24 protein-coding genes and 1 pseudogene are annotated in these 26,609 nt (G+C 46.2%); 18 read left to right on the plus strand and 7 right to left on the minus strand.

Translation table 11 applies throughout. The annotated features are described in order from the left end of the window. A partial coding sequence (locus QUA24_RS01815) for a hypothetical protein (protein WP_333226739.1) occupies positions 1 to 1,063 on the minus strand: 1,063 nt, incomplete at its 3' end. 545 nt (positions 1,064 to 1,608) lie between these two features. Here QUA24_RS01815 and QUA24_RS01820 point away from each other — a divergent pair. The 8 genes from QUA24_RS01820 (at position 1,609) to proB (ending at position 9,363) form a co-directional block, all read left to right on the plus strand. Beyond that, a complete protein-coding gene (locus QUA24_RS01820; RefSeq protein ID WP_333226741.1) occupies positions 1,609 to 1,782 on the plus strand; it encodes a hypothetical protein in 174 nt (57 codons plus the stop codon). Beyond that, complete coding sequence (locus QUA24_RS01825; protein WP_333080498.1) at positions 1,783 to 2,964, plus strand: F420-0:Gamma-glutamyl ligase; 1,182 nt, start codon at positions 1,783 to 1,785, stop codon at positions 2,962 to 2,964. It abuts the gene before it with no gap. Between the two features lie 191 nt (positions 2,965 to 3,155). Beyond that, positions 3,156 to 4,487, plus strand: coding sequence for a GNAT family N-acetyltransferase (locus QUA24_RS01830; RefSeq protein ID WP_333226743.1), 1,332 nt, complete (start codon positions 3,156 to 3,158; stop codon positions 4,485 to 4,487). A 262-nt stretch (positions 4,488 to 4,749) separates the two neighbouring features. After that, positions 4,750 to 5,208 (plus strand): Holliday junction resolvase RuvX, encoded by a 459-nt coding sequence (gene ruvX, locus QUA24_RS01835; RefSeq protein WP_333226745.1) that lies wholly within the window; start codon positions 4,750 to 4,752, stop codon positions 5,206 to 5,208. Between the two features lie 313 nt (positions 5,209 to 5,521). Beyond that, on the plus strand, positions 5,522 to 6,100 hold the full coding sequence (locus tag QUA24_RS01840) for a DUF3727 domain-containing protein (protein ID WP_333226747.1): 579 nt from the start codon (positions 5,522 to 5,524) through the stop codon (positions 6,098 to 6,100). Positions 6,101 to 6,347: 247 nt separating this feature from the next. Continuing rightward, positions 6,348 to 7,472, plus strand: coding sequence for an endolytic transglycosylase MltG (gene mltG, locus QUA24_RS01845; RefSeq protein WP_333226749.1), 1,125 nt, complete (start codon positions 6,348 to 6,350; stop codon positions 7,470 to 7,472). Between the two features lie 142 nt (positions 7,473 to 7,614). Then, positions 7,615 to 8,136 carry a YqeG family HAD IIIA-type phosphatase gene (locus tag QUA24_RS01850; protein WP_333214421.1) on the plus strand — a complete coding sequence of 174 codons (522 nt, stop codon included), beginning with the start codon at positions 7,615 to 7,617 and terminating at the stop codon, positions 8,134 to 8,136. Positions 8,137 to 8,190: 54 nt separating this feature from the next. Further along, the gene (gene proB, locus QUA24_RS01855) at positions 8,191 to 9,363 is read left to right on the plus strand and encodes a glutamate 5-kinase (RefSeq protein ID WP_333226751.1); all 1,173 of its coding nucleotides are present in this window, start codon (positions 8,191 to 8,193) and stop codon (positions 9,361 to 9,363) included. A 1-nt stretch (position 9,364) separates the two neighbouring features. Here proB and QUA24_RS01860 read toward each other — a convergent pair whose 3' ends face one another. Next, positions 9,365 to 10,123, minus strand: coding sequence for a hypothetical protein (locus QUA24_RS01860; protein WP_333214425.1), 759 nt, complete (start codon positions 10,121 to 10,123; stop codon positions 9,365 to 9,367). A gap of 808 nt (positions 10,124 to 10,931) precedes the next feature. On the opposite strand from QUA24_RS01860, the gene ndk reads away from it, so the two are divergent. Continuing rightward, complete coding sequence (gene ndk / locus QUA24_RS01865; protein ID WP_333035325.1) at positions 10,932 to 11,381, plus strand: nucleoside-diphosphate kinase; 450 nt, start codon at positions 10,932 to 10,934, stop codon at positions 11,379 to 11,381. Between the two features lie 153 nt (positions 11,382 to 11,534). Here the strand turns inward: ndk and QUA24_RS01870 are convergent, their stop codons facing one another. Further along, positions 11,535 to 12,281 carry a creatininase family protein gene (locus QUA24_RS01870; protein WP_333214832.1) on the minus strand — a complete coding sequence of 249 codons (747 nt, stop codon included), beginning with the start codon at positions 12,279 to 12,281 and terminating at the stop codon, positions 11,535 to 11,537. Between the two features lie 265 nt (positions 12,282 to 12,546). On the opposite strand from QUA24_RS01870, the gene QUA24_RS01875 reads away from it, so the two are divergent. Both QUA24_RS01875 and QUA24_RS01880 read left to right on the plus strand, forming a co-directional pair. After that, entirely contained in the window at positions 12,547 to 12,705 is a 159-nt protein-coding gene (locus tag QUA24_RS01875) for a hypothetical protein (protein WP_333214829.1), read from the plus strand. A gap of 111 nt (positions 12,706 to 12,816) precedes the next feature. Then, positions 12,817 to 13,557 carry a response regulator transcription factor gene (locus tag QUA24_RS01880; RefSeq protein ID WP_333214828.1) on the plus strand — a complete coding sequence of 247 codons (741 nt, stop codon included), beginning with the start codon at positions 12,817 to 12,819 and terminating at the stop codon, positions 13,555 to 13,557. A 297-nt stretch (positions 13,558 to 13,854) separates the two neighbouring features. On the opposite strand, the gene QUA24_RS01885 is transcribed toward QUA24_RS01880, so the two are convergent. The 3 genes from QUA24_RS01885 to QUA24_RS01895 all read right to left on the minus strand — a co-directional run bounded on the left by QUA24_RS01885 (position 13,855) and on the right by QUA24_RS01895 (position 17,661). Further along, the gene (locus QUA24_RS01885) at positions 13,855 to 14,610 is read right to left on the minus strand and encodes a 4'-phosphopantetheinyl transferase superfamily protein (protein ID WP_333226753.1); all 756 of its coding nucleotides are present in this window, start codon (positions 14,608 to 14,610) and stop codon (positions 13,855 to 13,857) included. 150 nt (positions 14,611 to 14,760) lie between these two features. After that, complete coding sequence (locus QUA24_RS01890; protein WP_333226755.1) at positions 14,761 to 16,074, minus strand: dihydroorotase; 1,314 nt, start codon at positions 16,072 to 16,074, stop codon at positions 14,761 to 14,763. Positions 16,075 to 16,299: 225 nt separating this feature from the next. Next, positions 16,300 to 17,661, minus strand: coding sequence for a histidine phosphatase family protein (locus tag QUA24_RS01895; RefSeq protein ID WP_333226757.1), 1,362 nt, complete (start codon positions 17,659 to 17,661; stop codon positions 16,300 to 16,302). Between the two features lie 241 nt (positions 17,662 to 17,902). Between QUA24_RS01895 and QUA24_RS01900 the strand changes: the two genes are divergently transcribed. From QUA24_RS01900 to QUA24_RS01930, 7 genes are all read left to right on the plus strand, one after another. Then, a complete protein-coding gene (locus QUA24_RS01900; RefSeq protein WP_333226759.1) occupies positions 17,903 to 19,495 on the plus strand; it encodes a type II CAAX endopeptidase family protein in 1,593 nt (530 codons plus the stop codon). Between the two features lie 353 nt (positions 19,496 to 19,848). Then, entirely contained in the window at positions 19,849 to 20,061 is a 213-nt protein-coding gene (locus QUA24_RS01905; protein WP_333214820.1) for a hypothetical protein, read from the plus strand. Between the two features lie 94 nt (positions 20,062 to 20,155). Continuing rightward, positions 20,156 to 20,503 (plus strand): NINE protein, encoded by a 348-nt coding sequence (locus QUA24_RS01910; RefSeq protein WP_333214819.1) that lies wholly within the window; start codon positions 20,156 to 20,158, stop codon positions 20,501 to 20,503. A 191-nt stretch (positions 20,504 to 20,694) separates the two neighbouring features. Further along, positions 20,695 to 21,432: a helix-hairpin-helix domain-containing protein gene (locus tag QUA24_RS01915; protein WP_333226761.1), complete on the plus strand. Its 738-nt coding sequence runs from the start codon at positions 20,695 to 20,697 to the stop codon at positions 21,430 to 21,432. A gap of 134 nt (positions 21,433 to 21,566) precedes the next feature. After that, entirely contained in the window at positions 21,567 to 22,049 is a 483-nt protein-coding gene (locus tag QUA24_RS01920; RefSeq protein ID WP_333226763.1) for a DUF29 domain-containing protein, read from the plus strand. Between the two features lie 294 nt (positions 22,050 to 22,343). Then, positions 22,344 to 23,354 carry a chlorophyll synthase ChlG gene (gene chlG, locus QUA24_RS01925; protein WP_333226765.1) on the plus strand — a complete coding sequence of 337 codons (1,011 nt, stop codon included), beginning with the start codon at positions 22,344 to 22,346 and terminating at the stop codon, positions 23,352 to 23,354. A gap of 241 nt (positions 23,355 to 23,595) precedes the next feature. Further along, positions 23,596 to 26,163: a penicillin-binding protein 1A gene (locus tag QUA24_RS01930; RefSeq protein WP_333226767.1), complete on the plus strand. Its 2,568-nt coding sequence runs from the start codon at positions 23,596 to 23,598 to the stop codon at positions 26,161 to 26,163. A gap of 23 nt (positions 26,164 to 26,186) precedes the next feature. Here QUA24_RS01930 and QUA24_RS01935 read toward each other — a convergent pair. After that, positions 26,187 to 26,609 (minus strand): annotated as a pseudogene (locus QUA24_RS01935) (16S rRNA (cytosine(967)-C(5))-methyltransferase); the annotation flags it as partial.

Raw genomic sequence — 26,609 nt, forward strand, 5'->3', positions numbered from 1 at the left:
ATTCGGCTGCATTTTGGGAAGATGATTTAAAATCATGCGCTGCACCTTGAGGAGATGGGGTTGCATTTTGGGCAGATGACTTAACATCCTGCTTAAACTCCTGCGCTGCACCTTTAGCAGATTGAGCCGCATTTTGGGCAGATGACTTAACATCCTGCTTAACATCCTGCGCTGCACCTTTAGCAGATTCGGCTGCATTTTGGGCAGATGACTTAACATCATGCGCTGCACCTTTAGCAGATTCGGCTGCGCTTTGAGCAGATGACTTGATTGATTCGGCTGCACTCTTTCCAGATGACTTAAGCGATTCGGCTGCACTTTTTATAGATGGCTCCACTGCCTTCGCTGTATCTTTTACAGTTGATCTAAGATCCTGAGTTGCACCCTCAATTTCCTGAGCTACAGCTTTGACAGAAGGCTTAACTTCCTCAGCCGTACTCTTAATAGAGTCCGCTGCACTTTGTATAGAAGGCTTGACACCTTCGACTGTCTGCTTGACTGAATCTTTTACTTCTCTAATCGTAGGTTTGACTTCCTCGGATGCACTCTTGACTGCATCTACTACAGAAGGCTTGGCTTCTCTAACTGTCTCATTGACAGATTCGGCTATACCTTTAATCGAAGGCTTAGTTTCCTCAACAGTCTCCTTGACTGCTTCTGCTGTAGCTTTGATAGATGGTCTAACTTCCTCAGCAGTTTCCTTTACTACTGTCCCTAGCTCTTCTACAGTGTGTGTAATACCGTCTGCTACGCTGTGTGCTGCATCCCCTAAATTATCTACAGCACGGTTAACAGTATCAGCAGTACCTTTACCAATCATAGCGCCCGCAACTGAGCCTGCTACAGCACCAAGAATTCCTCCAGAGCGAGCACCGAGTATACCACCAACTGCTGCTCCAGCTATCCTCGCACCAATGCCTGAGCCTGATGATTGATCTTCCTGTGATTCTGCATTTTCGTTAGTCTGAGCCTGAAGCTGCTGGTTTTCGCTATTGTCAACATTCTTTTCTTGGAAGTCAGGATTGGCTTCCGGCTTGTTAAAAGGCTGCTTATTATCAGTCATAAGATATCCTTGGCTATTAGTGCTACATTTACTAGGCTAACTATATACTTCTCCGAAAATCTACTGCCTAAGAACTAGATTTTGACTGTTACTTAAGAAGTAGATTCTTAAAAATACTGACCACTACGGCGCTAGCGACTCGCTGTTCATTCGACATTGAAGAAGCTGGAGGCGCGCGTTAGCGAAGCCCTCGAAGAGGATCGCATATCTGGCACAGTCTTAGCTTAGCCAGCCAAAAAAAACTAATATATACAGGATTATTTACTGATTAAATGATTAATAAATATTCTTAAAAAATGTGGAGTGCCAGCTTATAATTTAATGTTTTTAAATAACCAAGTCTTATATTTTCTAAAAAATTAACTATTAAATAATTGAATTAAGTGATTTGTTTTGTAGAGGTTGCAGATGTACGGTAGGCAAGGCTAAATATGCAAGTCAGAGAAACCAGTATCCACAAAAATTCGGGATTTTCAACTGATTTTTTTCATACCCTGATTAAGCAACGCCAGATTTGGGAGTGATCTAACTCACGAACGAGCTCTTTGAACAGCAACTTGACCGCTTTAGCCACAGAATCCCGATCGCACTTACGTGTAATTGGGCATAAGTGCGATCGCCCCCAACAAACTCAGCACAATCGAATTACTACCGGATCAGCGCTCAAAGTACCCGATATCGACTACAGTAAACACAAAATATTATTGGCGGTGATTTGAGTGATTGAGACTTTAGCAACAGGAATCGCAGCAGCCGGTTCGCTGCTAGCATTGGGCGGATTGGGCCTAGAGTTGAACTATCGCCGGACTGGGAGTGCAAATAAACTAGAACTAACAGCCGGAGAATGGCACTTAGCCATCTCCGAACCCAACCGCTATCTTTTAGTCGGGGAAATGGAGTTCCGCAACCTGACACAGCGATTTGAGATTATGTTGCCGGAAGTGCGGGCACAGGTGAAACTGCTGTCAGACGGAAGTTTGGATGGCGTTACCTCCGAGACAAAGGTGATTCCTTGCCACAAAGACGCAGCAGCCAGAGCAGACGATTACTGGTTCGGCTATATTGTTAAAGCCCAAAAAAACACGAAAATTAAAGTTTCTGTAGACATTCAAGGGCAAGATTTAACCAAATTGCAGTCGGCTTGGGTGCAAATACATTTCGTCACCTACGGCCCAGGCGGCCGCATCCCGAAAGTCCGTAACGTAGTAGTCCCGCTGCAATTTCCCAACTCGGAGACAGTACCTAATGCCCGAAATGTCGGAGTTGCCGAAGTTTTGCCGATTCGCACCCACATCCTGACGGAATTGGACAATCCCGTCGAAATTGTCAAGCGTTACGTGCTACCGCGCGCCCAGAAAGGCGATATAGTCGCCCTGGCAGAAACTCCCCTAGCTTTGATGCAGGGACGCTATCGCCATCCCAGCGAAGTCAAACCCGGATGGGCGGCAAAGCGAGTGTGTTTGTTTTTCTTACCCATGTCGAGTTTGGCCACGGCTTGCGGGATGCAGACGTTGGTTGATGTAGTAGGTCCTTGGCGCGTAGTAGCAGCATTTGCGATCGGCGCTGTGGCCAAAATATTTGGCAAACCGGGAGTCTTTTACCAACTTGCAGGGGAACAAGCAAGGCTGATCGACGACGTTACTGGGACTTTGCCTCCCTTCGACCAATTTATTGTCCTAGGCCCGGACAATCCTCAGCAAGTGGTAGAAGAAATTCAACGAGAAACCGGACTTGCGGCGGCGATCGTAGACGCTAATGACTTGAAAGCAGTTAAGATATTAGCAGCGACCTCCGATTTATCGGTAACATTCTTAGAGCAAGCCTTGCGAAGCAACCCCGCCGGGAATGCTGACGAGCGAACACCGGTCGTTGTAATTCGACCTCTGCAACAAAAATCTTGAGTTGAAAATAGAAAATTAAAAATTCAAAAAGATGATTTGCAATTTTTAATTTTCGATCGAGCAAGAAAGGGAGAAGAATCAAAAGTTATAAGTTTTGAAATCAAAATTTACCCATTCAAAACTCCAAACTTATCTAACTCTTCCCCTTTCTGAATTTTTATTTTTAAATTTCCATTCTCCACTTTTATGCTATGACTTCATTTCCCTCCCAAAACCCAAACCAGGTTGTGATTCGCCCGTTTCAGTATCGCGATATCGAGGTGATGGAACAACTGTGCGCGGAAACAGCCGAAGAGCCAGAAAACCGCAAGGGCGCAAGCTGCGACGTGGTACTAGGTAGAAAGTTGCAGCAGATACGTCGCTGGTACGGACTACTAAAGATTTTTAGCTTGTTTCCCAACCCTTGTCAGTCCCTGTTCCGGGCCCATGTTGCCGAAGAAGAGGGGAGCGTTAAGGGCATAATTCAGATTTCTCCTTTCAACCGCACCCGCAGCACTTGGCGGATCGATCGCATAGGAGTAGACCCGGAAGCCCGCAGCAAAGGAATTGGTTCCATGCTGCTGCGGTACTGCTTTGAGGCAGTCTGGGAGGCGCGGACGTGGCTGTTGGAAGTGAATGTCGGCGACAACACTTCCTTGGCTTTGTACCGGCAAAACGGGTTTCAGCCTTTGGCCCAGATGACTTACTGGACGATCGCCCCAGAACGCCTGCAAGAAATGGCAAGCTCGACGCCAGATTTGCCCAACCTGCTGCCCGTCAGTAACGCAGACGCTCAGTTGCTCTACCAACTGGATACCGCGTCTATGCCGCCCCTGGTGCGCCAAGTATTCGATCGCCACATTCAAGATTTCAAAACCAGTTTTTTCGGCGCTTTAGTCGAAGGTGTCAGACAGTGGCTGGGCAAAACAGAAGTAGTCAGCGGCTACGTGTTTGAACCGCAGCGCAAAGCCGCGATCGGCTATTTTCAGGTGCAGCTATCCCGCAACGGCCAGCAACCGCACGTCGCCCAGTTGACGGTACACCCGGCATACACTTGGCTTTACCCTGAACTGCTGTCCCAGATGGCGCGCCTTGTTCAAGATTTCCCGGTTCAAAGCCTGCAACTGGCTTCCGCTGACTATCAGCCGGAACGGGAAGCTTATTTAGAGCAATTTGGAGCAGTGCGCGTGGAACACAGTTTGCTAATGTCTCGATCGGTGTGGCACAAATTGCGCGAGTCCAAGTTGGTCTCTCTCGAAGGACTCCAGCTATCAGAAATGTTGCAAAGCTTCCAGCCAACTCGCAAACCCGTACCCGGTCGGATGTCCTGGCTCGGCCCGATGGCTGGGGAAGCAGCAGCAGGGCCCGCATCCTCCGAGATTAAACCTCTGTTAGCTGACTCAGGAAACAGCCAAACGAATCAAGTTAACCCCTTGAACTTCCAAAATTCCGAATCATTGCCAACAGATATCAGCAGCATTTTGCCTCTAAATTTGCCGGAGTTGCCTCTAGACGGCGGCGGACCGGGAGAAGTTAATTCTTAATAAGTGAAAGCAGAAGGTAGAAGGTAGAAGGCAGAAAAAAAGAAAATGAATCATCCAAAAAATTCATTTTTTTCTGTCCTCATCCCAAAATCTCCCTTCTGCTTTTGATTGATATCAACTTAAGATTACCTATTCTCTTCTTACTTTCTTCTGTTATTCCTTGGCGTCCTTAGCGTCTTCGCGGTTCGTTAAAAAATTATTTCCGCAAAAAAACAGTAAATCTAAAATCTAAAATCTAAAATCTAAAATTGCTTGATTGATAATGTCCAACGATAAATTATGGATTTCAGCACTGGGATTAGATATCGGCCTTAAACGAGTCGGCATCGCCGGGTGTGACGGCACTGGTTTAATAGCTACGGGTATTACAACACTGGTACGATCGTCCTTCGATCGAGACGTAGCTTATCTCCGAGAACTCGTGCGAGAGCGGAGAGTGGAAATTTTGGTGGCAGGCTTGCCCTACTCCCTGAACGGAGAATTGGGTGCTCAAGCCCGACAGGTGCAGAAATATGCCAATCGCATCGCCACAGCCCTAGAGCTCCCCCTAGAGTACGTGGACGAGCGTCTGACTTCGGTTGAGGCAGAGGAATTGATGAAAACACAAGGGATTTCCCTGTCGCAAAATAAGGGTGCGATCGATCGCAAAGCAGCGGCCCTGATTTTGCAGCAGTGGCTAGACGAGCGGAGGCAAAATATCTCCGCCCTTCCCAATCCTTGATAGGTGGTAACAAAGGCGTGATATCCTGGTTGTGCAAGTTTGCTACGCACACCTGTAACCCTTGACAAACTGGAGAAAATTCTGCTGTACCCTTGGTACTGAAGAAGCACAAAATCGTGATTTGTCCTCAGTGTCGCTTGCTGACTCGACTGAGATTTAACCGCTGCACTCCTCGCCTGTGGAAAAGGCCGCGAGTCTCGCGGTTTAAGCTTGTGGACTGGCGATTGCCCACTTAGCCAGAATATCGCCACGAAAATTCCCAATTGTCAAGCCAACGTTACTGAATTATTGACGGAAAACTAAGATACACGCGATGTCCTCATCCCCATACCGCAAAAAAGAGAATGGCAATTCCAACGAAGAGTCCGTCACCTTGACGGATGAAGTTGGGCGATCGCTGACTTGCAACATAGAATATTCTATGAACCTAGAAGGTCAAGAATACGCTTTGCTGCTGCCAATTGACTCGCCAGTAGAAATTTTTACCTGGCACGGAGACGATAACGACGAAGCCGCAATTCCTGTAGAAGACGAGACCGAAATTGACAAAATTTTTGATACCGCTAAAGTTGTCCTGCAAGAGCAGAACTTGACGCTCCGACGCACGGCGGTGACGCTGACTGTGGTTGGTGAATTGCCGGAATTTCCCGAAGAGGATATGGCATCCGATGTCGATCCAGATGAGGAGTCCGAGTTCGAGGAACTGATGTGGCTGACCAGTTTCTACCACGAAGAACAGGAATATGCCATTTATACGCCTTTAGACCCGTTCTTTATCTTGGCTAGAATGGATGAGGACGGCAAGCCAGAATTGCTCTCGGAAGAAGAGTTCCAAAGGCTGGAACCGATGTTACCTATGCTGGAAGACCAGTTCTTTGATGAGCTTGATTAGATATTAATTGCAGGCACAAGCCCTGATGGCAAAAAGCAGAATTTTTTACTATTTTATAAAAAAGTAAACTGCTCGCCCGATCGAACTTTTTCGAGATGGCAGCTTCTGCCTTCGCGATCGGGCTTTTGAATTGAGCCGCGTGAATTGGGTCTTTTAAATGGCTTGTATTCGTAACTTTTCGGTCATCAATCGCAGGTCATCAGTCATTAGTCGCTAGTTAACCGCCGCTTATCCAGGACAACGGACTATGAATAAAGAACAAATGACAAAAGGCAGCACGCGCGAGAGCCGAAAAGGTACTCCGCAAGTCTCTAAATGGTTGTTTTATCTGGCCTTGCTGCCGGCAATCTGGGGGGTTTGCGCTTGGCAGGGCTGGGCTTGGTGGAGCTGGGCTTCGGCGCCACCTAAAATCACATCCTCATCGAGAAATCCGGCAGAGGATGCTGCTGTTTCGATCCAAATTCCGGAGGGTACTCCCAGTCAAAAAATTGGCCGGGATTTAGAGGCCGCGGGGTTGATTCGATCGAGTTCGGCATGGAATATGTGGGCCCGCTGGCTGACTCTGCAAAACCGCGAGGGAGGTTTTAAAGCAGGAACTTACCAACTTTCGCCTACTCAGCCTCTGAGTGCAGTTGCTGACAAAATTTGGAAGGGCGAAGTCGCACAGCAGAGTTTCACTATTCCAGAAGGGTGGTCGCTGCAACAAATGAGCGCTTATTTTGAAGCGCAAGGTTTTTTCCCGGCTAAGGATTTTATGGCGGTGGCGAGTCAAGTTCCCTACGCTCAGTACCCTTGGCTACCGAGCGGATTGCCTCACTTGGAAGGGTTTTTGTACCCGGATACTTATCAGCTAGACGGCGATGCAATTAGCCCGGAAGCTGTCATCAAGCAAATGCTCGGTCGCTTCGAGCAGTTGGCTTTGCCGATCTATCAAAAGAATCAGAAGAATACTAAGCTGGATTTGAAAGAGTGGGTGACGCTGGCGAGTATTGTGGAAAAAGAGGCTGTGGTGGCGAGCGAGCGCAATCGAATTTCAGGGGTATTCAACAACCGTCTGAATCAGGGTATGCCCTTGGGTTCTGACCCGACGGTTGAATACGCCCTCGGCATTAGGCAAACTAAGGAGAAGCCTTTGACTTTCAAGCAGGCAGAAACGCCTTCTCCTTACAATACTTATATCAATGTAGGCTTGCCGCCAACTCCGATCGCATCTCCGGGAATAGCAAGTCTGGAAGCGACTCTGACTCCTGAAAATACAGAATACCTGTACTTTATGGCCCGGTACGACGGCACTCACATTTTCAGTCGCACTCTGGCCGAACACAATGCTGCTGTGGCTCAAGTTGACCAAAAAGTGCGATCGACTCAATAAATGGGCAATGACTAATACAAAAGTAAAAAGTCAAAAGTCACAAAGCAAAAGCAATAAATATTCACTTTTGATTTTTTACTTTTTTAATCTTTAACTTCCAATTTCTTATTTGTCAATCTAAAACCTAAAATCTAAAATCATTATGACTTGGGGTAAAATACTACAGCCTGACTTAGTTCTAGGCGATTCAGTCATGAAGTTAACGGCTGACATTCTTCAGGAATATAATATTAAAGGATTAGTTTTGGACGTGGACGAAACTCTCGTTCCCATCACAGCAATGAATGCTTCTCCTGAACTCACCCTGTGGGTGGAAGAAATAAAACCCGTAGTATCGCTATGGTTGGCGAGCAATAATTTAAGTCAGACTCGGATCGGTCGGATTGCTGAGTCTTTGAATCTACCTTACATCACGGGTGCGGCTAAGCCGTCGCGCCGCAAGTTGCGAAGGGCTATTAATGCGATGAATTTGCCGGTGGAACAGGTGGCGATGGTGGGCGATCGACTTTTTACTGATGTTTTAGCAGGCAATCGTTTGGGTATGTTCACTATTTTAGTGGAACCAATGGTTGATGCTGGGTATGCGCTTCGCAAGTATCCGGTGCGCTCTTTTGAAGTTTGGGTTTCTCAAGCTTTGGGGGCTTCTCTGAAAATTAAAGATTAAAGATGGGCATGGGGCATTGGGAATTGGTAATTAGGAATTGGGAATGGGTAACTAATGGCAACAGACAACAGTCAACAGTCAACAGTCAACAGTCAACAGTCAACAGTCAACAGACAACAGACTAAAACTATTGTTGTTAAAATTGGAACTTCGACTCTGACTCGATCGACTACAGGAAACTTAGCTCTTTCAACTATTGCTGCATTGGTCGAAATTTTAGCTGATTTGCGGCAGCAAGGCCATCGAGTAGTTTTGGTTTCTTCCGGTGCAGTTGGGGTTGGCTGCGCGCGCTTGGGTTTGACGGAACGCCCGCGAAACATTGCTATGAAACAGGCTGTGGCGGCTGTGGGCCAAGGGCGACTGATGCGGGTGTACGATGACTTGTTTACTACTCTGCAACAGCCGATCGCTCAAGTATTGCTCACCAGGGGCGATTTAGTGCAGCGTAATGGTTATGTTAATGCTTACAATACTTTTCAGCAACTGCTCAGATTGGGAGTGATTCCGATCGTCAATGAAAACGATACAGTAGCGGTAGACGAACTCAAATTTGGCGATAACGACACGCTTTCGGCGCTAGTAGCGAGTTTGGTAGAAGCAGATTGGTTGTTTGTACTCACAGATGTCGATCGGCTGTATTCGGCCGATCCGCGCAGCAATCCCGACGCGCAGCCGATCGCCCTAGTCCAAAGTATGGCACAGCTCACAGAATTTCAGGTGCAAACAGGAGATTCCCGCAGCGGTTGGGGAACAGGCGGAATGGTGACAAAAATTGAAGCGGCGAGAATAGCAACTGCATCGGGAGTGCGGACTGTTATCACTGACGGCTGCTTTCCTGGTAATATCGATAAAATACTCAACGGAGAGTCGATCGGCACTCAATTTGAGCCTCAACCGCGCCCTGTAAACGCTCGCAAACACTGGATAGCTAACGTGCTAATTCCAGCAGGAAAAATATATTTAGATGCGGGTGCGGTCAAGGCAATTTCCCAGGGTGGAAAATCGCTTTTAGCTGCGGGTATTGCTCAAGTAGAAGGAGAATTTCAAGCTGATGATTCCGTGCAGTTGTGCGATGCAGCCGGCAAGCAAATTGCTAGAGGACTTGTGAATTATAGCAGTTTAGAACTGAGACAAATCCAGGGCTGCAAGTCAGAAAAAATTGCTGAGATTTTAGGCTATGCAGGCGTAGAAACGGCGGTACACCGAGATAATTTAGTGATTGTTTAAACTAACAAATATCGAGACAGTCGATCGGGCAATGAGCGAAGGCAGAAATTGGGGATATTTGCAGCACAGTCTTGCAAGAATTTGTTTGGCTGTGTTGGAACAGCTCGTTCATCGCTTCTGTAAACAGTTCAAATAAGTTTTGTGCTAATTCTAAAGCTGCTTGGTATTCCGCACCTGTAAGTTTGATCTCTGCTAAAACTTCCAGCATCTCTGGCGTGTTTAAAAGGTGATAATTTTCTAAACCCCCATAACCTCCTCCAAAATCAACAGATTCTTTTTGGTTAATTTGCTGTAATTCCATTACCACTGCTAGCGCTGCCTCAAAAAAAACTTGGGCAGTTCCTTCGAGGACTTCCACTAACACCAGTTTCTGAATGGGAGAGGCTTTCCAAGCGTAGCGTTCGATCACTGAACAAAGCGAGCGAGTTTTTTTAGTTTCTTCACCCCAAAGCAGTCTGAAGTCGCCGTAACTTATTAATTGATTTAAGCCCAGTTCCTCTAGGTATTCTAGATAGTCGTGCCAGTAATAGTTTTTTTTATAAGTATATTTATTAATTAGTTCCTGAACTTTGTTATTACTAGAAGATTCTCGCAATACATATTTATTTAAATCGCTCAATCCCACAGCCAAAGGAGCGAGTACAGGTGCAAAAATTAGTCGTTGATTCGCGTGAATGTGTTTGTTGGCTAGAAAGTCAAACAAGGGCAATTTGGTAAACTCTTGCTTTTTGGGTTCAATGAATGCTACAATGGCTTTCATACTTTTTTCGCCTGAATATTTGCTGTCAAGATAATCTTCATACCTCAGTTAATTATCTATATTTTCGAGCCAAAATAATTGTGTTTATTATCATACATATTTGTATTTGAGATCATAGGTAAGAGTGTTTGCAGTCACAGCAAATTGTGACGGAAAGCATCCCAGATACAAGCCCCCGGATTCATTCCGAAAGCAGACTCAGGACGGAAAAATAAAAAACCTGTATCCGATAAGCCAGCCCCTGAATTTATCCGTGGGGTCAATGCTTCCAATCTAAAATCTAAAATCTAAAATCTAAAATCTAAAATCTAAAATCGATTGACTTGTATCATATTGTGCCCGAAGTTCGAGCATCTTGTTCCCTAGAGATAAAATGTTCTACATTTAAATTGCATATTTCTATCGTTGCTCAAAACCACCCCACAAGAGTTTGATTATTTAGTGACCGATAATTTAAAGCTGATTAACTTAATAGGCAAGTGTTCATTCTGCTCGCAGTGCTAAAAAATGCTTTTTACAAAATCGCGGTGATCCATGCAAATCAGTCCTAGACGCATAGGAGTCTCGAAACCAGGTTTCTTTGCAGATTCATCGCTGCTCAACAAAAATTTTTCTGAGAAACCCGGTTTCTTTAAGCCTTGGTTTTATTGCTTCTTCCCTCTTTTCTCTTCCCTCTTCTTATTCCTTCTTCCTTCTTCCTGCTGTCATAAGTCTCCAAATGACAATTTCCCCTTCTCAGAATTGCCTTTAGGTGCGTTCTGAGTTACTCTATCTTTTGGATCAGTTAACACAATTATAGGAGTTAATCTTGGAACGGACTTTTTTAGCGATTAAGCCCGACGGCGTACAACGCGGACTCGTCGGCGAAATTATCGGTCGTTTTGAAGCCAAGGGCTTTAAGCTAGTTGGTATGAAGCTGATGACTGCGAGTCGCGAACTAGCGGAACAACATTATGATGTTCACAAAGAAAAACCATTCTTTGCTGGATTGGTAAACTTTATCACTTCAGGCCCTGTAGTGGCGATGGTTTGGGAAGGCGACGGCGTTGTGGCCTCGGCGAGAAAAATCATTGGCGCCACAAATCCTCTGAATGCAGAACCTGCGACAATTCGGGGCGATTTTGCCGTCAATGTCGGCCGTAATCTCATTCACGGTTCTGATGCTGTCGAGACTGCCCGTGCGGAAATTAGCCTTTGGTTCAAGGAAGAAGAATTGAGTGCTTGGACACCTTGTTTAACTCCTTGGATTGTGGAATAGTTTTGATATTCTCCCGGTGGTTAATCGGGAGATATAGCCTTTTTTAGACAGATGAAATATCATGTCGCTGACTCACTCATAACTGTAAACTATAGAATAGTTTGAGATTTTTTCTTGTTACCAGGAGCTTCCTGGTAACGAGAAGAAAAAACGTTAATCGGAACTTAAAAACTCCAAATAATTATTAGTCAATTCTTTGACTGCTAATTCGTAAAACTGTTGACCGTGTTCGGGGGTTGCTAAGCCCGGATTTGAACCCATTCTCCCGTCGGGAAATCGGCGGCGGAAATCAGCGGCACCGTAAATTTTGTGCCCGGAAGCGACTTCTTCCGAAAGCGGAGCTTGCTTGATTGCTTCTGGATAAAGGTACTGGGTTAAGGCGACTTCGCTGGGGGTGGCGTGGGAACCTTCTTGGTTTCCGTATAATTCTTTTGCTAGTTGGTAAACTGAACCGCACATGAACCAGTTGCCGATTTGACACTGAATTTTATCGGCATTTGGTAAATGCAAGTCTGATAAATGCGCGTATGTCTCGGAAAATGCTGCTTTCATTGTCGCAATGTTGCCACCATGACCGTTAATGAAGAAATATTTCTCAAATCCCGCTTTTGCCAAAGATGTGATATAATCCCTGATTACCAGTATTAGCGTCTGCGGTCGGAAGCTGATTGTGCCGGGAAAGCTGGTGTGGTGCAAGGCCATCCCGACATTAATTGTGGGGCCGATTAAGGCATTGGCAGCTTCACCGACACCGCGGGCGATCGCCTTGGCAGCAATGGCGTCAGTTCCGATCAAGCCGGTGGGCCCGTGCTGTTCGGTGGAGCCGATCGGGATAATTATGCCTCGCGAGCTTTCGAGATAAGCTTCTACCTCGGGCCAGGTACTCAAATGCAGCAACATGATAGGCAGTCTACAGAATTTTTACTTGCTATTGTCGATCGTAGCCGGCACGGGAAGAATAAGGAATTTGGAGCAACTTATTATTGTATTCTTAAAAAAAGCTCTTAAAGTGCGATCGCAACTTTACCGTTATATTACTTAACGTTAATAATTTAACCACTTGATGGCCAAAACTTTACCTTTTAATAACCTTTTAAGAGTAGTATAACAAGCATATCCCTCTAGATTGGGTGTTACGTGGTCAATTAACAGCGGGCAATGTTTTATGAAATTAACACCGACCCCGAAAAATGACCAGACTTCTGAGGCCTGGACGCAGGCAGACAGCGCGGTTCCGGCAACTGCTCTACGGCTGTATTCCTTACACGAGCAAGTAGTAAAGGTCGAGCGCGTGCCTGTAGGATGGGCTGGCGAAAGATTCTAAGCGATCGAACTTTCTGGCGATCGTACAAGCGATCTCCGCGCGAGAGTGTCTCAGCTACTGAAGAAGACACCGAGCGCTAGCTACATACAAACATAACTCCCACTGATATTTATGTCTTCTGCTGAATTAAGCGAAAGTCCTTCAAGGCTGGCTGTTGGACAAGCCGGCCGTATCTTGTTATTGGAAGGTGAAGATCTGTTGCGGGAAATGCTAGCTTTAGCCCTTAAAGAACAGGGCTACGAGGTGGTGGTTACTAGCGACGGGCGCAACGCTCTGCCTTCTGTACAAGCTGCTTCGTCATACCACGGTGAATTTGCCTTTAACCTGTTAATTATGGATTCAATTAACGGTTTGGATCTGTGTCGAATGTTACGGCATCAAGGAAATCCCGTCCCTATTTTGATTATCGGTGCTAGAGGAAGTGCCAACAATTGCGCTTTTTACCTCGAAGCCGGATCTGATGATTATCTGACCAAACCTTTTGGAATGCGGGAGTTTATCGCTCGCTGTCGGGCGCTGATGCGGCGCCAGCGCCTCGGTCAGTTGCGACAACCGATGATGCTGCAATATAAGAGCATAACTCTGTATCCTGAAGAGTGCCGCGTGTTGGTTCGTGGTCTGGAAGTGAAATTTTCTCCTAAACAGTTTCGCTTACTAGAACTATTTATGAGTTATCCCCGGCGAGTTTGGTCCCGCGATCAGTTGCTGGAAAAAATTTGGGGTCAAGATTTTATCGGAGACAGCAAAACAGTTGATGTTCACATCCGCTGGCTGCGCGAAAAGTTGGAAATAGATCCGGCCCAACCGGAATATATCATTACGGTACGAGGGTTTGGCTATCGATTTGGTTAAATTATTAAATCAGTTGTAGGGTGGTAAATTACAGTCGGATAGACAAATAAGGACACAACATTTTTGTGTCCTTCTTTGTCTATGGAGGGTGGGCAATACAATAGCTTGGAGGTGCAAGCAGTAGAGCTATTCCAGCGACTGTTGCCGTTTTCTTTTACTCGCTCGCGATCGGTATCAACTGAGATATTGCACCATTGTCAAAAACAGGCAAGATGACTGCTCCACAAAGAATTTTCTTGTGGAACAGGCCCGAAAGCCTGTTCATAAAAAGCGAAGCGTGCAACATCTCAGTATAAATCAAAACTCCCCCGTCCACTCCCAACAATGAAGTTTCCAGCAATCTCCCGCAACCGCAACAGCCGCCACCATATCTGAACTCGGAATTAATTCCATTAAAGACCATCTCGATGCTTCTTCAGGGTTGTCTTCAACATTTAACAGCGCGGCAGGTTCTCCTGGTGCGAGGGTGACATCAAACTGATTCAGGGGAATAGAAAGTCCTTTACCGACTGCTTTGATATAGGCTTCTTTGCGAGTCCAGCAGGTGAAAAAAGCTCTGGGTTGGAGATGTTCTGGGAGCGAACGCAACACAGAGTGTTCTAATGGTGAAAAAAACTTTTCCGCAATTTCTAGGCAAGGAAAGTTGGTATTTATGCCTTCAATATCCACACCAATATCTCGATTTTTGGTAATAGCAATTAGAGCAATACCCCGAGAGTGAGACAAATTGAAACGCAGGGTATTTCCACCTTGGGCGGCGATGATAGAGGGTTTGCCGTAGGGATTGTAGTAAAAGCGCAAAATGTGAGGATTTATGTTAAGATAGCGACTCAGAATCGCTCTGAGTACCCCACGACTCACAATAAATTGCGATCGACCTTTGGGAAAGTGAAAGCCCTCGGCTTTTGTCCGCTCGTCGGTAGAGAGAGTCTGTTGTAAACTCTGCAAGCAAGATTCTGTTTGATCCAGAGAGACGCGCCAAACATGAATTTCGCCCAGATCCAATGTCAAGTATAGCGGGGGGGAATTCCACGAAGGAACAACAGCAATCATATATTTACCTTGCCAGATCAAAAGCTTCCACTTACCAAATTACCGCTCTTCTTCTTTCCCTTCTTTCTCTTCCTTCGCGCCCTAGCGCTTACGCGCGGCTTCGCCTAACGCGCCCTTCGCGGTTCGTTAAATAAGTCCCCATTCCAACCGTCAATAAATCCAAGTTTGCACAACTTTTCCTGCTATTTTTTGTCCCAACCAAGGCGTATTTGCCGATCGCGACTTCAGACTTTGCCCGTCAACAGTCCAACTCATTTGCGGGTCGAACAAAATCAGCTCAGCAGAGACTCCCGGTGCAACCGTGGCGGGGGTTTGTCCGATACAAACGGCCGGCCGGGCACTCAAAACTCGCCACAGTTCTAAAGCTGAAAATTCGCCAGTTTCTACCAGTCCGTGCCATAGCAAAGGCAAAGCTAATTCCAAGCCGATCGCCCCGGGCGGACTATCAGCAAAAGCCACAGTTTTCTCCTCATAAGTATGCGGATTGTGGTCGATTGCGATCGCATCAATTACGCCATCTTTCACAGCTTGAATCAGCGCTAATTGGTCGCTGAGATTCCCCAACGGCGGTTCTAGGCGTAAATTCGGATCATAGGGCAACGAAGCAGTCAGAGCATTTTTCGCGCCGGCATCTTTAGAATTTCCTGAAATTGCCCCGACATTCAACAGCAAGTGCATCCAAGTCACACTCGCAGTCACCGGCAAACCCCGCGCCTTCGCATCCCGAATCAATTCCACGCTGCGCGCTGTAGAAACACGCATGATGTGCACTCCTGTGCCCGCAGATGCCACCAACTCCAGGATTGCCGCCAAAGCCGAAGTTTCCGCACTCGCCGGAATTCCAGGTAAACCCAAGCGCACCGACACCGCACCCTCCCTCACCGCGCCATTTCCTGCCAAAGTTCGATCGCACGGCCACAAAGCCACAGACTTACCCAAAGGCTTGATATACTCCAGCAAACGCCTCACCAGAGCCGGATTAGACAGCGGCAAACCGTCTGCAAAACCCACAACTGGACAGGAAGCCAGCTCGCCCAACTCTGCCATCTGCTGCCCTTTAACGCCCGCTGTCAGCGCTCCCCAAAAATACAAGCTGGGCAGCCCGGGCGGCAAATTGCGGATATGTTGCTGCAACAAAGCTAAACCGGCCAAATTGTCAACAGGTGGCGAGGTATCCGGCAAAATCGCCACTCGCGTAAAACCCCCAGCCGCCGCAGCCTGCATCAAAGATTCCAGGGTTTCTCGATCCTCAAAACCCGGTTCTCCGCTGTGACTGTAGATATCAGTTAACCCCGACCCCAAAATCAGTCCCTGGCAATCCCGCACTTCTGTGTCAGCGGGAAACTCAGCAATTTTTTCTGCAATGGCTTCGATCTGGCCTTCGGTAATTAGAATATCAGCGATGCGATCGCTCCCTGAAACTGGATCTAGCACTCGTACATTTTGTAGCAGTTCGCGGCTCATATAGCAGAAGGAAGAAGGAAGTTCGGCAACGGATTATGTAACGGATGTAACGGATGTAATGGATGTCAGGAAGATGGAAGAAGCAATCCAGCGCATTAGTTTCAGGAATTAAGAACTTCCTAAGCGTCGAGCGCGGTTGTTATCCAAATTCAAACATTTTTCAGGCGCGAACCCGTAGCGGTGGGCGTTCCTTCCGCTACGGGTTCGCGCTCAGCACTTTACTAATTAGAGTGCTCCGGCTGCTGTTTTGTCAAAAACGCCGCCGCTCAAATGAGTTGTGACATTCATCGCTTGTAATACCGGCAAACCATCGGGGCCGTGGGGATAATCAATCACGCTAACGGCTCCGTTTCCTTGTTTGAATTTCCAGAAATGTTCTGGTTCCAAACCGAATAGGTGGCAGAGAATTGCTTTGTTAATGGCATCGTGAGCAACTACAATCCCAGTACCAGAAACAGAATGTACAATTTCTTGCCAAGATGCGATCGCTCTTTGCCAAACTTGCTGCAAATTCTCTCCTTCGGGCATTTGGACTGTTTCAGGAGATGTTTTCCATTCCTGTAGCAAACCCGGATAGGATTGTTCGATTTCTGATTCAAACTTTCCTTCCCAAAGTCCGTGGCTGATTTCTCTTAGCTCATCGCGGAGTTCCAGTTGCAAACCGCCGTGATATTTGAGAATGATTTCCGCAGTTTCTTTCGGCCGCAGCATCGAACTGCTAATCGCAAAATCTAATTTTACATCCTTGAGGAATTCTGCCGCCCGCCGGGATTGTTCGCGGCCGTTATCGTTGAGAGGCACGTCTATTTGTCCCTGAAATTTACCTGCTTTATTCCAGTCGGTTTCGCCGTGACGCACCAGTAACAAGCGCGGGCCTTGGTGTCCGTCCCTCGGTTTGGGAAAAATTTCCCCGGTATGGGAAGTTAAATTCACCGACTCTAATTGAACTGCAACTTTCTTTTTTTGCTCTCCAAGTGCGTCGTTAGGAACAGGGGAAGTTCCAAAATTAATGACGCTAATTCCGCAATTTGACTGTTGGATTGATTGATAGTAATCCGGGGTAATTTCCGACGCGGTGGCGATGAGAGCGCGGTTGATTCCGTTGTGACCTACTACTAGAATTGTGCCGTCCTGGTGACGCGATAAAAGTTCTTGCCAAAAATGACGGGCGTTAGCAAAAATTGCCAATACGGGAAAGTGTTCGATTTCGCCATCCACAGATGGCAGTTTCATGGAAAATTTGTCTGGCTGTCTTTGCCACTGCTGATATGCTTCGGGGAATTTGTCGATCGCATCTTGGCGCAACATTCCTTCCCACAGAGGCAAATCGATTTCCATCAAATTATCAGTTGGCTGGAGTTGTGGCGGATTTGTCAAGCGCGACAGGATGATTTCCGCTGTTTCTTTGGCTCGTTGCAGGGGACTGGTATAGGCGGCATCAAAGGCGATACTGCTGAGTGTGTCGCCTACTTGCAGGGCGGCGCTGCGGCCTGCTTCTGTCAAAATTGATTTATCGAGGCGGCCTTGGATGCGGCGTTCTTGATTGTAGGTGCTTTTGCCGTGACGGACTAAGATAATGCGAGTCATTCGATTTTAGATTTTAGATTTTAGATTTTAGATTTAGCCTGTTACCGCGCTTCGGGTGAGCGGTGCACGCCTTACCCATACATGGCGAGTCAAGGATTTGTGGCGTAAGTCTTGTTGAGGCGAGTCAAAAAGATGAGCCAGTGAAATTTTACCAGTTGTCGGGATACTCTCGTCTGCAACGACCTATGATTAAAGACGGAAAAGATTTAGCCACGGATTCGCGCGGGACGGAAAAGCAGTAATGACACTGAAGCGGGTTATTTTAGGTATTTTAACGGCGATCGCGATCGCCCTGGTCGGTTTATCTTTACTTGCTAGTTGGAATCAGCCGCAAATTCAAAGTCGGCTGGAACTCTACCAGACAAATTTGCTGTTGCACGCCTCGGAGTGGCAAGGAGAAAATAATCAGAGTGCTAATTTAAGTTCGGCGCGCAACAATATTGTCGGTGCAGATCCTTTAAATACGGCTTTGACGCAATATCAAGAAGCGCGAGACTCGACTCGCAAAACTCTCGAAACAACTCAAGCACAAGTTAAACAAATTCAGCCTGCCATCGCCTCTAAGTCTGAGGATAATACTCTAAATTTTGCTCCAAATAAGGCTGCGTCAGAGTCGATCAATCAACAGTCAGTGCTGCTAAACGAACTTGACTTGCGATTTGGAATTTTGCAGGCAAGCAGTGGCAAAACTGAGGCGGCTATCCAAACTTGGACAAATTTAGTTGAGCGCTACAAAACTAAAAGTGATGACGATTCTTCGGTGGTAACTGCTCAAGTTTTAACTGGAATTTGGAGCAATCCGGCTCAACTACTGCCGGATGCCGAGCCGCGCATTCAAAAGTCTTTGGATGGCTGGTTTCGCTATCGCGCTCTCGCTCAACTTTACAAGCTGCAAGAACGTTCTCAAGAGCTGGTGGCGCTGCAAGCAGCAGAGCAAGTAATGGCCCAGCAAGCTGTAGAAAAGTTGGCAATTATAGTTGGCGTTCCGGCGATCGCACTTTTTATGGGCACGGTTTTGTTGGTTGGTTTGACTGTGCAGTGGTTGTTGCAGCGGCAGCAGTTAGATACAGCAGGTTCCGGCCCGCTGTTGGCGCGAAATGCGAGCTTGACTTGGGATGTGCCTTGGGACGGTGAGATTGTTTGGCAGGTACTTGTGGTCGGCTTTTTCTTTGTCGGCCAAATCTTAATTCCCTATTTGTTGCTGCCGGTTTCTCTGGCTGTTTTAAAACTCAATCCTGCTACTTTTGACCCGCGCGACAAGGCTTTTTATATCTTTGCGACTTATTTGTTGCTGTCGGCTGGGGGGCTTTCGGTACTGTATTTTTCGGTTAAGTCTTTTTTGCCTTTGCCTGAAGGTTGGTTTCGGGTTAATTTGCGGGGAAATTGGTTTTTGTGGGGATTTGGCGGGTATTTTGTTGCTTTGCCTTTGGTAGTTTTGGTGTCGCTGATCAATCAGCAATTCTGGCAGGGACAAGGTGGCAGTAATCCGATTTTGCCGATCGTTCTCGAAGGTAGGGACAACGTGGCTTTGGCAGTGTTTTTCGGCACTGCTGCGATCGCGGCTCCGGTTTTTGAGGAAATCGTGTTTCGGGGCTTCCTGCTGCCTTCTCTGACTCGCTATTTGCCTGTTTGGGGGGCGATCACAGCTTCTGCTTTCTTGTTTGCGGTGGCTCACTTGAGTGTCTCGGAGATTCTGCCTTTGGCGACTTTGGGTGCGGTTTTGGGGTTTGTGTACACGCGATCGCGCAATCTACTTGCTCCTATGCTTCTCCACAGTCTTTGGAACAGCGGTACTCTCCTGAGTCTGTTTCTTTTGGGCGGCGGCGCGAGTTAATTTGGGGGGTTGTTAATAATGGTGAATTAATCTGGTTTTTTTGACAGTTTTCCTGCGGGCGATCGACTCTTGCCAAAAACAGCATTAGGGTGATCGGTGCGCCCCTGATATCTAGTCCGGTAAAATAACCGGAATTTCATTAGGGGCGGGTTCATCCTAATCTGTAATATCAGCCACAGATCCAGATATACCCGCCCCGGTCGCTTACTTTAGCGGAAAAACCTGGTTTAACATGGAAGTAATATCTTGTGGGCTGATGATTGAGAGACTGGCGCGGGCGATCGCACCAAACGGAAGTTGACAATCCGGCTAATTTATAGCTAAATTTTAATTTAGGATGAGGCTTAAACCCAATGAGCAATTTGAATAGCCACAAGTTAGAGGGAACGCCGAGTTGGATGCGTTTCGCACCCTACGCAGCCTTGGGCATTTTAATATTTTCTCTCAATTCAGGCAGCGAACTAAATTATTTCTTGAGAGGCTACTTGGTCATTCTACAAGCTCAAGTCGGTATCGTTCTGCTGTATTTTGCGATGTCTAAGTTTCGCAAAAACCCAAATAAATGAGTAAAAATTAGTAAGATTACTTAGCTCGATCGTTAAAGGTCGAGGGTTAAAGGTCGATCGCAGAAGTTAAAATAAAAAACTGGGGAAAGTAAAAATGGTAAAAGATAAAACCGTAGCAGTTGTGTTAGCTTTCTTTGTAGGAGGTTTCGGAGTTCACAAATTTTATTTGGGCAATAACTTAGCAGGGGTATTATACTTGCTATTTTCTTGGACATTAATTCCGTCACTGCTCGCATTTTTCGATTTTATCGGCCTGCTGCTGATGTCGGAACAAGCTTTTCAGGTTCAGTACAATGGTGGCATGTTGCCGTCGGGGTATGCCCTCAGAGCGGCAAAAGATGTAACCGGGGCGATCGGCGAATTAAAAAAACTTTACGATATGGGTGCAATTACCGCCGAAGAATATGAAGAAAAACGCCAAAAACTGTTGCGAGAATTGTAATTAAGAAGGAAGTTCGGCAACGGATTAGCTTTCTTCGGATGTAACGGATGTCAGGAATAAGGAAGTTCGGCAACGGATTAGCTTTCTTCGGATGTAACGGATGTAACGGATGTCAGTTCGATGGAAGTCGGAAGAAGGAAGAAGGAAGAAGGAAGCCCACTATTAAAGAAGTGGGAGCGAAATAAGAAAGTGTGAGAACACAATTATTTAAGGATAAAACTAAAGTGTCTCAAGATTTATACTGGCTGCGTCAAACTCCAAATTGGGTGTGGTATGCTTTTATTCCCTACTTCGGCGGATTGGCGATCGCCTATGCAGGCCAAAAGTCAAATATTCGTAGTTGGATGGGATGGGGTGTTGCAATTACTTTAGCAGCACTAGCGGTATCTTCTTCAACTAATTTGGGTACGATCGTGTGGATCGCTCAAATTGTTACTGCTTTTAGTTTGAAAAAGCGCTATCTGATCAAAACCGCACCTAGAGGCTTACTGGTTCCTGCAACTGCGACAAATGCCGAAGAACTAGCAAACGTGCGCGGCAAAATAGATATTAACGAGTGTACCAAAGACGATATGGTCAGAATCTTGGGTTTGCCGATCGTCTACGCCAACGATATTGAATCTTTGCAAAACGAAGGCTACATTTTTACCCACGCCGAAGAGTTATCAGAAATAGCCGGAGTTCCCGAAAGTCACGTCAGACGTATCGCCCCGATGATTTGCTTCAGCTACAATTATCAAAAAGAATTGCAGTTTACTTGGAAACGGTTAAATATTCTTTCGCCGGAAGAGTTGATAGCCAGCGGTTTAGATCGATATGTTGCGGAAAAAATAGTTAGAGAAAGGCAGAGAAAAGGCGCTTACAAATCAGTTGTCGAAGTCAAGCGGCGGACGGGACTGCCTTTTGATTCATACCGCCATATTTGTTAATTTGCCGTTGTTAAGTCAGTCCAAAGTAAAAAAACAATAATATGCGATCGGACCTTGTAGGGGCGGGTTTGACAACAATAATTACCTAAAACCAATCATCTCGTAAACCCGCCCCCGCCCAACTAAAAAGTATTATGACAACAAAATTAGAAGTAGAACGACAAAAATTGTATGATACAGATTACCTGAGATGGATTGAAACCACTGTGGAAAAGTTGCGGGTTCGCGACTATTCAAACATCGACTGGGAAAATCTAATTGCAGAAATAGAAGACATGGGGCGAAGTGAACGCCGGAGTTTAGAGAGTAATCTGGTGGTAATTATCCTGCACTTGCTCAAGTGGCAATTTCAACCGGATCAAAGAAGCGGTAGTTGGAAAGGCAGCATTGCCGAACATCGCAGACGCATTCGCAAAGCTATCAAAGATTCCCCCAGTCTCAAACCATATCTTGAAGAGGTATTGACTGAATGCTATGCGGATGCAGCAGAACAAGCAATTGCTGAAACTGGATTGTCTGTAGAAACGTTTCCGCAATTATGTATCTACACTTCGGTCGAGGTTCTAGATTCTGAATTTTTGCCAGATTTTCTGGCAGATGAGATGATTCAAGGGTAGTATGGCAAAAAACTCGATCGCCTCCTGGTAATTGACATTCAATCCACCTGCTGACAAAACTCTCCCCCAGCAGGCGGGCCCAGCAAAATCATTAAAAAAAGTATTTATCGTCTTGACATTTACACAGAATAATGATATTAAAATAAGTTGATCAAACCCGTACTTTTCCCTAGCATTAACTCCAAGATGGGGTAAGTTTTCAAGACGATGCCTTAAATATCAGTGGTATCCTATCAGAATTATTATTGAAACGCAGAACGACACAATAGTAGCAGAACCGCTAACATCACACTTATGTCTGACTCTACTCCATCCCAAATCTCCCCAGAAGCTGCACCGGAAAGTGCTGCTACCGAAAACCGCAGTGCCAAAACTCGGCAACTGTTGGGCATGAAAGGGGCCGCTAGCGGGGAAACATCCATCTGGAAAATTCGCCTGCAACTGATGAAACCGATTACCTGGATTCCCTTAATTTGGGGCGTGGTGTGCGGGGCGGCGTCTTCTGGAAACTATGTTTGGAACCTAGAAAATTTCTTGATCGCAGCAGCTTGTATGTTGATGTCAGGGCCGTTGCTGGCAGGGTATACTCAAACTTTGAACGATTTTTACGATCGCGAAATCGACGCCATTAACGAGCCCTACCGTCCGATTCCCTCCGGTATCATCTCGATTCCCCAAGTAGTAACGCAAATTTTGGTATTATTAGCGGCTGGCATTGGGGTGGCTTATGCTCTAGACTTGTGGGCGGGCCATGAATTCCCGATAATGACTGTTTTGACTCTCGGCGGCGCGTTTCTAGCTTATATCTACTCTGCGCCTCCGCTGAAACTGAAGCAGAATGGCTGGTTGGGAAATTATGCCCTGGGCGCTAGCTACATTGCCCTGCCTTGGTGGGCGGGTCAAGCTTTGTTTGGTACACTAGATCCGACGATTATGATTTTGACCCTGTTTTACAGTTTGGCAGGGCTGGGGATTGCGATCGTCAATGATTTCAAAAGTGTTGAGGGCGATCGGCAATTAGGGTTAAAATCTTTGCCAGTGATGTTTGGCATCAGCACCGCAGCTTGGATTTGCGTTTTGATGATCGACATCTTTCAAGCTGGGATTGCAGGCTACCTGATCAGCATCCACCAAAACCTTTACGCTGTCATTCTGCTGCTGCTGATAATTCCCCAAATTACTTTTCAGGATATGTACTTTTTGCGTAATCCCCTGGAAAATGATGTTAAATATCAGGCAAGTGCTCAGCCTTTCCTGGTTTTGGGTATGCTGGTAGCAGCCTTGGCACTGGGTCATGCGAGTTAAGCAGAGTTTTGAGGTTTGAGTTAAAAAATTTTGAATTCAAAAAATATAATTCACCTCTCAAAAAAATACCAAGTTCTGCAGCGTTAAGAAAAGTTTTGAATTTTTAGTTTTGAATTAAAAAGTTTTTAATTCAAAAAAGCTAATTCAAGGCAGCGTGTGTTATTCAAGAAAAAATGTCGAATTAAAAATTAAGAATTGAAGAAGGCTAGCTTTTTTAATTTTTAATTTTTAATCGGACTTGATGAGGTTTGAAGGTCTGAACGTGGCAGAATTTTTCTCAAATATCAAAGATACATTGAGCAAAGTCACTAACGCAATAAGCGGTAATTCCGATCGAGAACCGCCGAAGGCTGCGAAGGGTAATAAGCTCAAATCGCCGGAATCAGAGGCGGAATTTTATCCACGGAAAAAGGATGAGCGATCCGAGTATGTGGTATCAGAAGATGCTGCGCCTCTAGAAGAGTCAGAATATTTAGAGCCAGAATATTTAGAGTCGGAATATTTAGAGCCAGAATACGCTCGATATCCAATAGTTAAGCGCAATTGGCAAGGGTTGAAGCGCTTAATTGCTTGGTTGGAAATTGAACCTCAAGTTACCAGCTTGCAAACCAAGGGAAAAGAATTGTTGCGGCCGGGATTAAGTTTGCTGGAAACTAAATCACCCCAAAAATCGGATAGTAGCGAATTGCCGGAAAATAGCGCATCGCCGAACACCCAACTGCAGATAAATACGGAACTACAGGAAAATAGCGCACCACAGGAAAATACTAAAAAACGTATCCCCCGCCGCCCTAGATTTTGGATAAGTTTAGGTGTGGCAAGTATAGGCGGGGGCGCTTTAATCTACGGTTTATGGATTTTGTACACATTAGACAAAGGTTTGCCGGATGTTAACGATTTGTCAGCGTTTAACCGCGACGGAACGCTGACAATTAAGGCGGCAGATAATACGATTTTGTTGCAGTCGGGGCCTGCAACTAGAGATAAACTGAAACTTCAAGAAATTCCCGAACTGTTGGTTAAAGCTTTTATTGCCATAGAAGACCGCCGTTTTTACCAACATCGCGGGGTGGATTATCAAGGTATTGTGCGATCGGTTGTTTCTAATTTGATAGCGAGAGATTTAGTGCAGGGCGGCAGTACAATTACGCAACAATTGGCTCGCGTTGTTTTTCTTAATCAGGAAAGAAGTATTAGGCGGAAGGTTCGGGAAGCTCTTTTAGCTCAGAAAATAGAGCGGGAGTTGAGTAAAGACCAAGTTTTAGAAAGATATTTAAATCTGGTTTATTTAGGTTCGGATGCCTACGGAGTGGCAGATGCAGCTTTGGTTTTTTTTAGCAAAACAGTCGATAAATTAACTTTGGCAGAGATGGCAACTTTGGCGGGTTTGCCGCCGGCACCGAGCGAATATTCGCCTTTAGTTAATCCTGATATTGCTAAGCAACGCCGCAATCTTGTGCTGCAACAAATGCAGGAAGCAAAGGTAATTACAGAGGCTGAGGCGAAGGAGGCGATGGCGGAACCTATTGCCGTTAAACCAAGTCCGCCGAAGCGATTTAAAGTAGTCGCACCTTATTTTGCTAGTTACATTCGGAAGGAATTGCCGCGCTATGTTTCTCAGGATGCTTTGGAAGCTGGCGGTTTGACTGTTGAGACGACGGTTGACTTGAAGTGGCAGAAAATAGCGGAAAAGGTGGTTAAAGATGCGATCGAAGTTGATGGCCGCCGTCAGGGTTTTGAACAGGCCGCTTTAGTTTCTATGGACACTAAGACTGGGGAAGTTAAAGCCCTGGTAGGAGGGGGAAATTTTAAGGAAAGTGAATTTAATCGTGCTACCCAGGCTTTGCGGCAGCCCGGTTCGACGTTTAAAGGGTTGGTTTATGCCGCGGCGATGGCGGCTGGTTTTTCTCCCTATGACGGTTACGAAGACGAACCAATTATTATCGACGGCTATCAACCGAATAATTATGGCAAAAAATTTAGCGGTTGGCGATCGATCTCGGATGCTTTGACACGTTCGGTGAATGTCGTAGCTGTGAAGGTGTTGATGGATGTGGGTTTTGAACCGGCCATAAAAGTAGCCCACGATATGGGAATTAAGTCGAAATTGAGTCCGATTTATTCCCTGGCTTTGGGTTCTTCGGAGGTGAATTTGCTCGAGTTAACCAATGCTTACGGTACTTTAGCAGCCCAAGGAAATTTTATTGAAGCCCACGGAATTAAGCGGGTGATTAATCAGCGGGGAGATGTGATTTATCAGGCTGATTTTAAACCGAAGCGGGTTTTGGATAAGGATAGCGCTGCGATTACTACTTGGATGTTGGAGGGTGTTGTGCAAGACGGTACGGGGGGGCCGGCGGCTTTAAACGATCGCGCTGTAGCAGGCAAAACCGGTACTTCGGAAAATGTCAGGGATTTGTGGTTTATTGGTTACATTCCACAGGTGGTGACTGGGGTTTGGCTGGGGAATGATGACAATTATCCCACCTGGGGAACTAGCGGTACGGCGGCTTACAATTGGCGCGATTTTATGAGTCAAGCTGTTAAGGGAATGCCCGTTGAGAAGTTTCCGAAGTTGCCGAAGTTGGAGGGCCGCAAGGGCAGTATTAAGGCAAAACCGGTGGAGCCTAAGAGGATTATTCGGGGGATGATTGTGAATGAGGATGGGGCGATCGTGCCTTATAATCCTAATCCTGAACCGAAGTATTACCCACCGCAAGAGCCTGCTTATCAAGAACCGGCTTATGAAGAGCCTGCTTATGAAGAGCCTGCTTATGAAGAGCCTGCTTATCAAGAACCGGGATATTAAACTATCGGTTTGGAGTAAGGACTTTACTCCTTTTTCAATTGCTTTAGCCTCACCATAAAAAAGCCGTCCATGTGATGTCTGTGCGGCCACACTTTCACCCATCCTTCGGGTGATGGCTGTACGGGTAAATCAATTGTTGGCGGTTCGATTTGCCAGTTAGGATTGCTGTCTAAGAACGATCGAATAACTGTTTCATTTTCCAAGGGATGAATTGTGCAAGTTGCATAAACTAATACGCCGCCGGACTTGACAAATGTCGCTGCATTTGCTAGCAATTCCGATTGCAGTTGAGATTGTTGTTGAATGTTTTCCGGCGTGTGGCGCCAGCGGGCGTCGGCGCGACGGTGGAGGGTTCCGAGGCCGGAACAAGGTGCGTCTAGTAAAACTCTGTCTGCGAGGTTAACAAACTCTGGGAAATGGCGGCTGTCTCCGGTATGAATTTTAAT

It is taken from the genome of Microcoleus sp. Pol12B5 (assembly GCF_036701335.1).
In the GTDB taxonomy this organism is placed as follows: domain Bacteria; phylum Cyanobacteriota; class Cyanobacteriia; order Cyanobacteriales; family Microcoleaceae; genus Microcoleus.

Bases quoted from the DNA above. Each gene is read 5' to 3' on its own strand.
- QUA24_RS01870 (WP_333214832.1), bottom strand. From the start codon at position 12,281: ATGTTGCTGCATTTGAGTACCTGGCCCGAGGTAGAAGCTTATCTCGAA.
- QUA24_RS01875 (WP_333214829.1), top strand. From the start codon at position 12,547: ATGAAATTAACACCGACCCCGAAAAATGACCAGACTTCTGAGGCCTGG.
- mltG (WP_333226749.1), top strand. From the start codon at position 6,348: ATGAATAAAGAACAAATGACAAAAGGCAGCACGCGCGAGAGCCGAAAA.
- QUA24_RS01910 (WP_333214819.1), top strand. From the start codon at position 20,156: ATGGTAAAAGATAAAACCGTAGCAGTTGTGTTAGCTTTCTTTGTAGGA.
- QUA24_RS01860 (WP_333214425.1), bottom strand. From the start codon at position 10,123: ATGAAAGCCATTGTAGCATTCATTGAACCCAAAAAGCAAGAGTTTACC.
- QUA24_RS01880 (WP_333214828.1), top strand. From the start codon at position 12,817: ATGTCTTCTGCTGAATTAAGCGAAAGTCCTTCAAGGCTGGCTGTTGGA.
- QUA24_RS01920 (WP_333226763.1), top strand. From the start codon at position 21,567: ATGACAACAAAATTAGAAGTAGAACGACAAAAATTGTATGATACAGAT.
- QUA24_RS01840 (WP_333226747.1), top strand. From the start codon at position 5,522: ATGTCCTCATCCCCATACCGCAAAAAAGAGAATGGCAATTCCAACGAA.
- QUA24_RS01850 (WP_333214421.1), top strand. From the start codon at position 7,615: ATGACTTGGGGTAAAATACTACAGCCTGACTTAGTTCTAGGCGATTCA.
- QUA24_RS01905 (WP_333214820.1), top strand. From the start codon at position 19,849: ATGAGCAATTTGAATAGCCACAAGTTAGAGGGAACGCCGAGTTGGATG.
- QUA24_RS01900 (WP_333226759.1), top strand. From the start codon at position 17,903: ATGACACTGAAGCGGGTTATTTTAGGTATTTTAACGGCGATCGCGATC.
- QUA24_RS01830 (WP_333226743.1), top strand. From the start codon at position 3,156: ATGACTTCATTTCCCTCCCAAAACCCAAACCAGGTTGTGATTCGCCCG.
- proB (WP_333226751.1), top strand. From the start codon at position 8,191: ATGGCAACAGACAACAGTCAACAGTCAACAGTCAACAGTCAACAGTCA.
- ruvX (WP_333226745.1), top strand. From the start codon at position 4,750: ATGTCCAACGATAAATTATGGATTTCAGCACTGGGATTAGATATCGGC.
- QUA24_RS01895 (WP_333226757.1), bottom strand. From the start codon at position 17,661: ATGACTCGCATTATCTTAGTCCGTCACGGCAAAAGCACCTACAATCAA.
- QUA24_RS01930 (WP_333226767.1), top strand. From the start codon at position 23,596: ATGAGGTTTGAAGGTCTGAACGTGGCAGAATTTTTCTCAAATATCAAA.
- QUA24_RS01885 (WP_333226753.1), bottom strand. From the start codon at position 14,610: ATGATTGCTGTTGTTCCTTCGTGGAATTCCCCCCCGCTATACTTGACA.
- chlG (WP_333226765.1), top strand. From the start codon at position 22,344: ATGTCTGACTCTACTCCATCCCAAATCTCCCCAGAAGCTGCACCGGAA.
- QUA24_RS01890 (WP_333226755.1), bottom strand. From the start codon at position 16,074: ATGAGCCGCGAACTGCTACAAAATGTACGAGTGCTAGATCCAGTTTCA.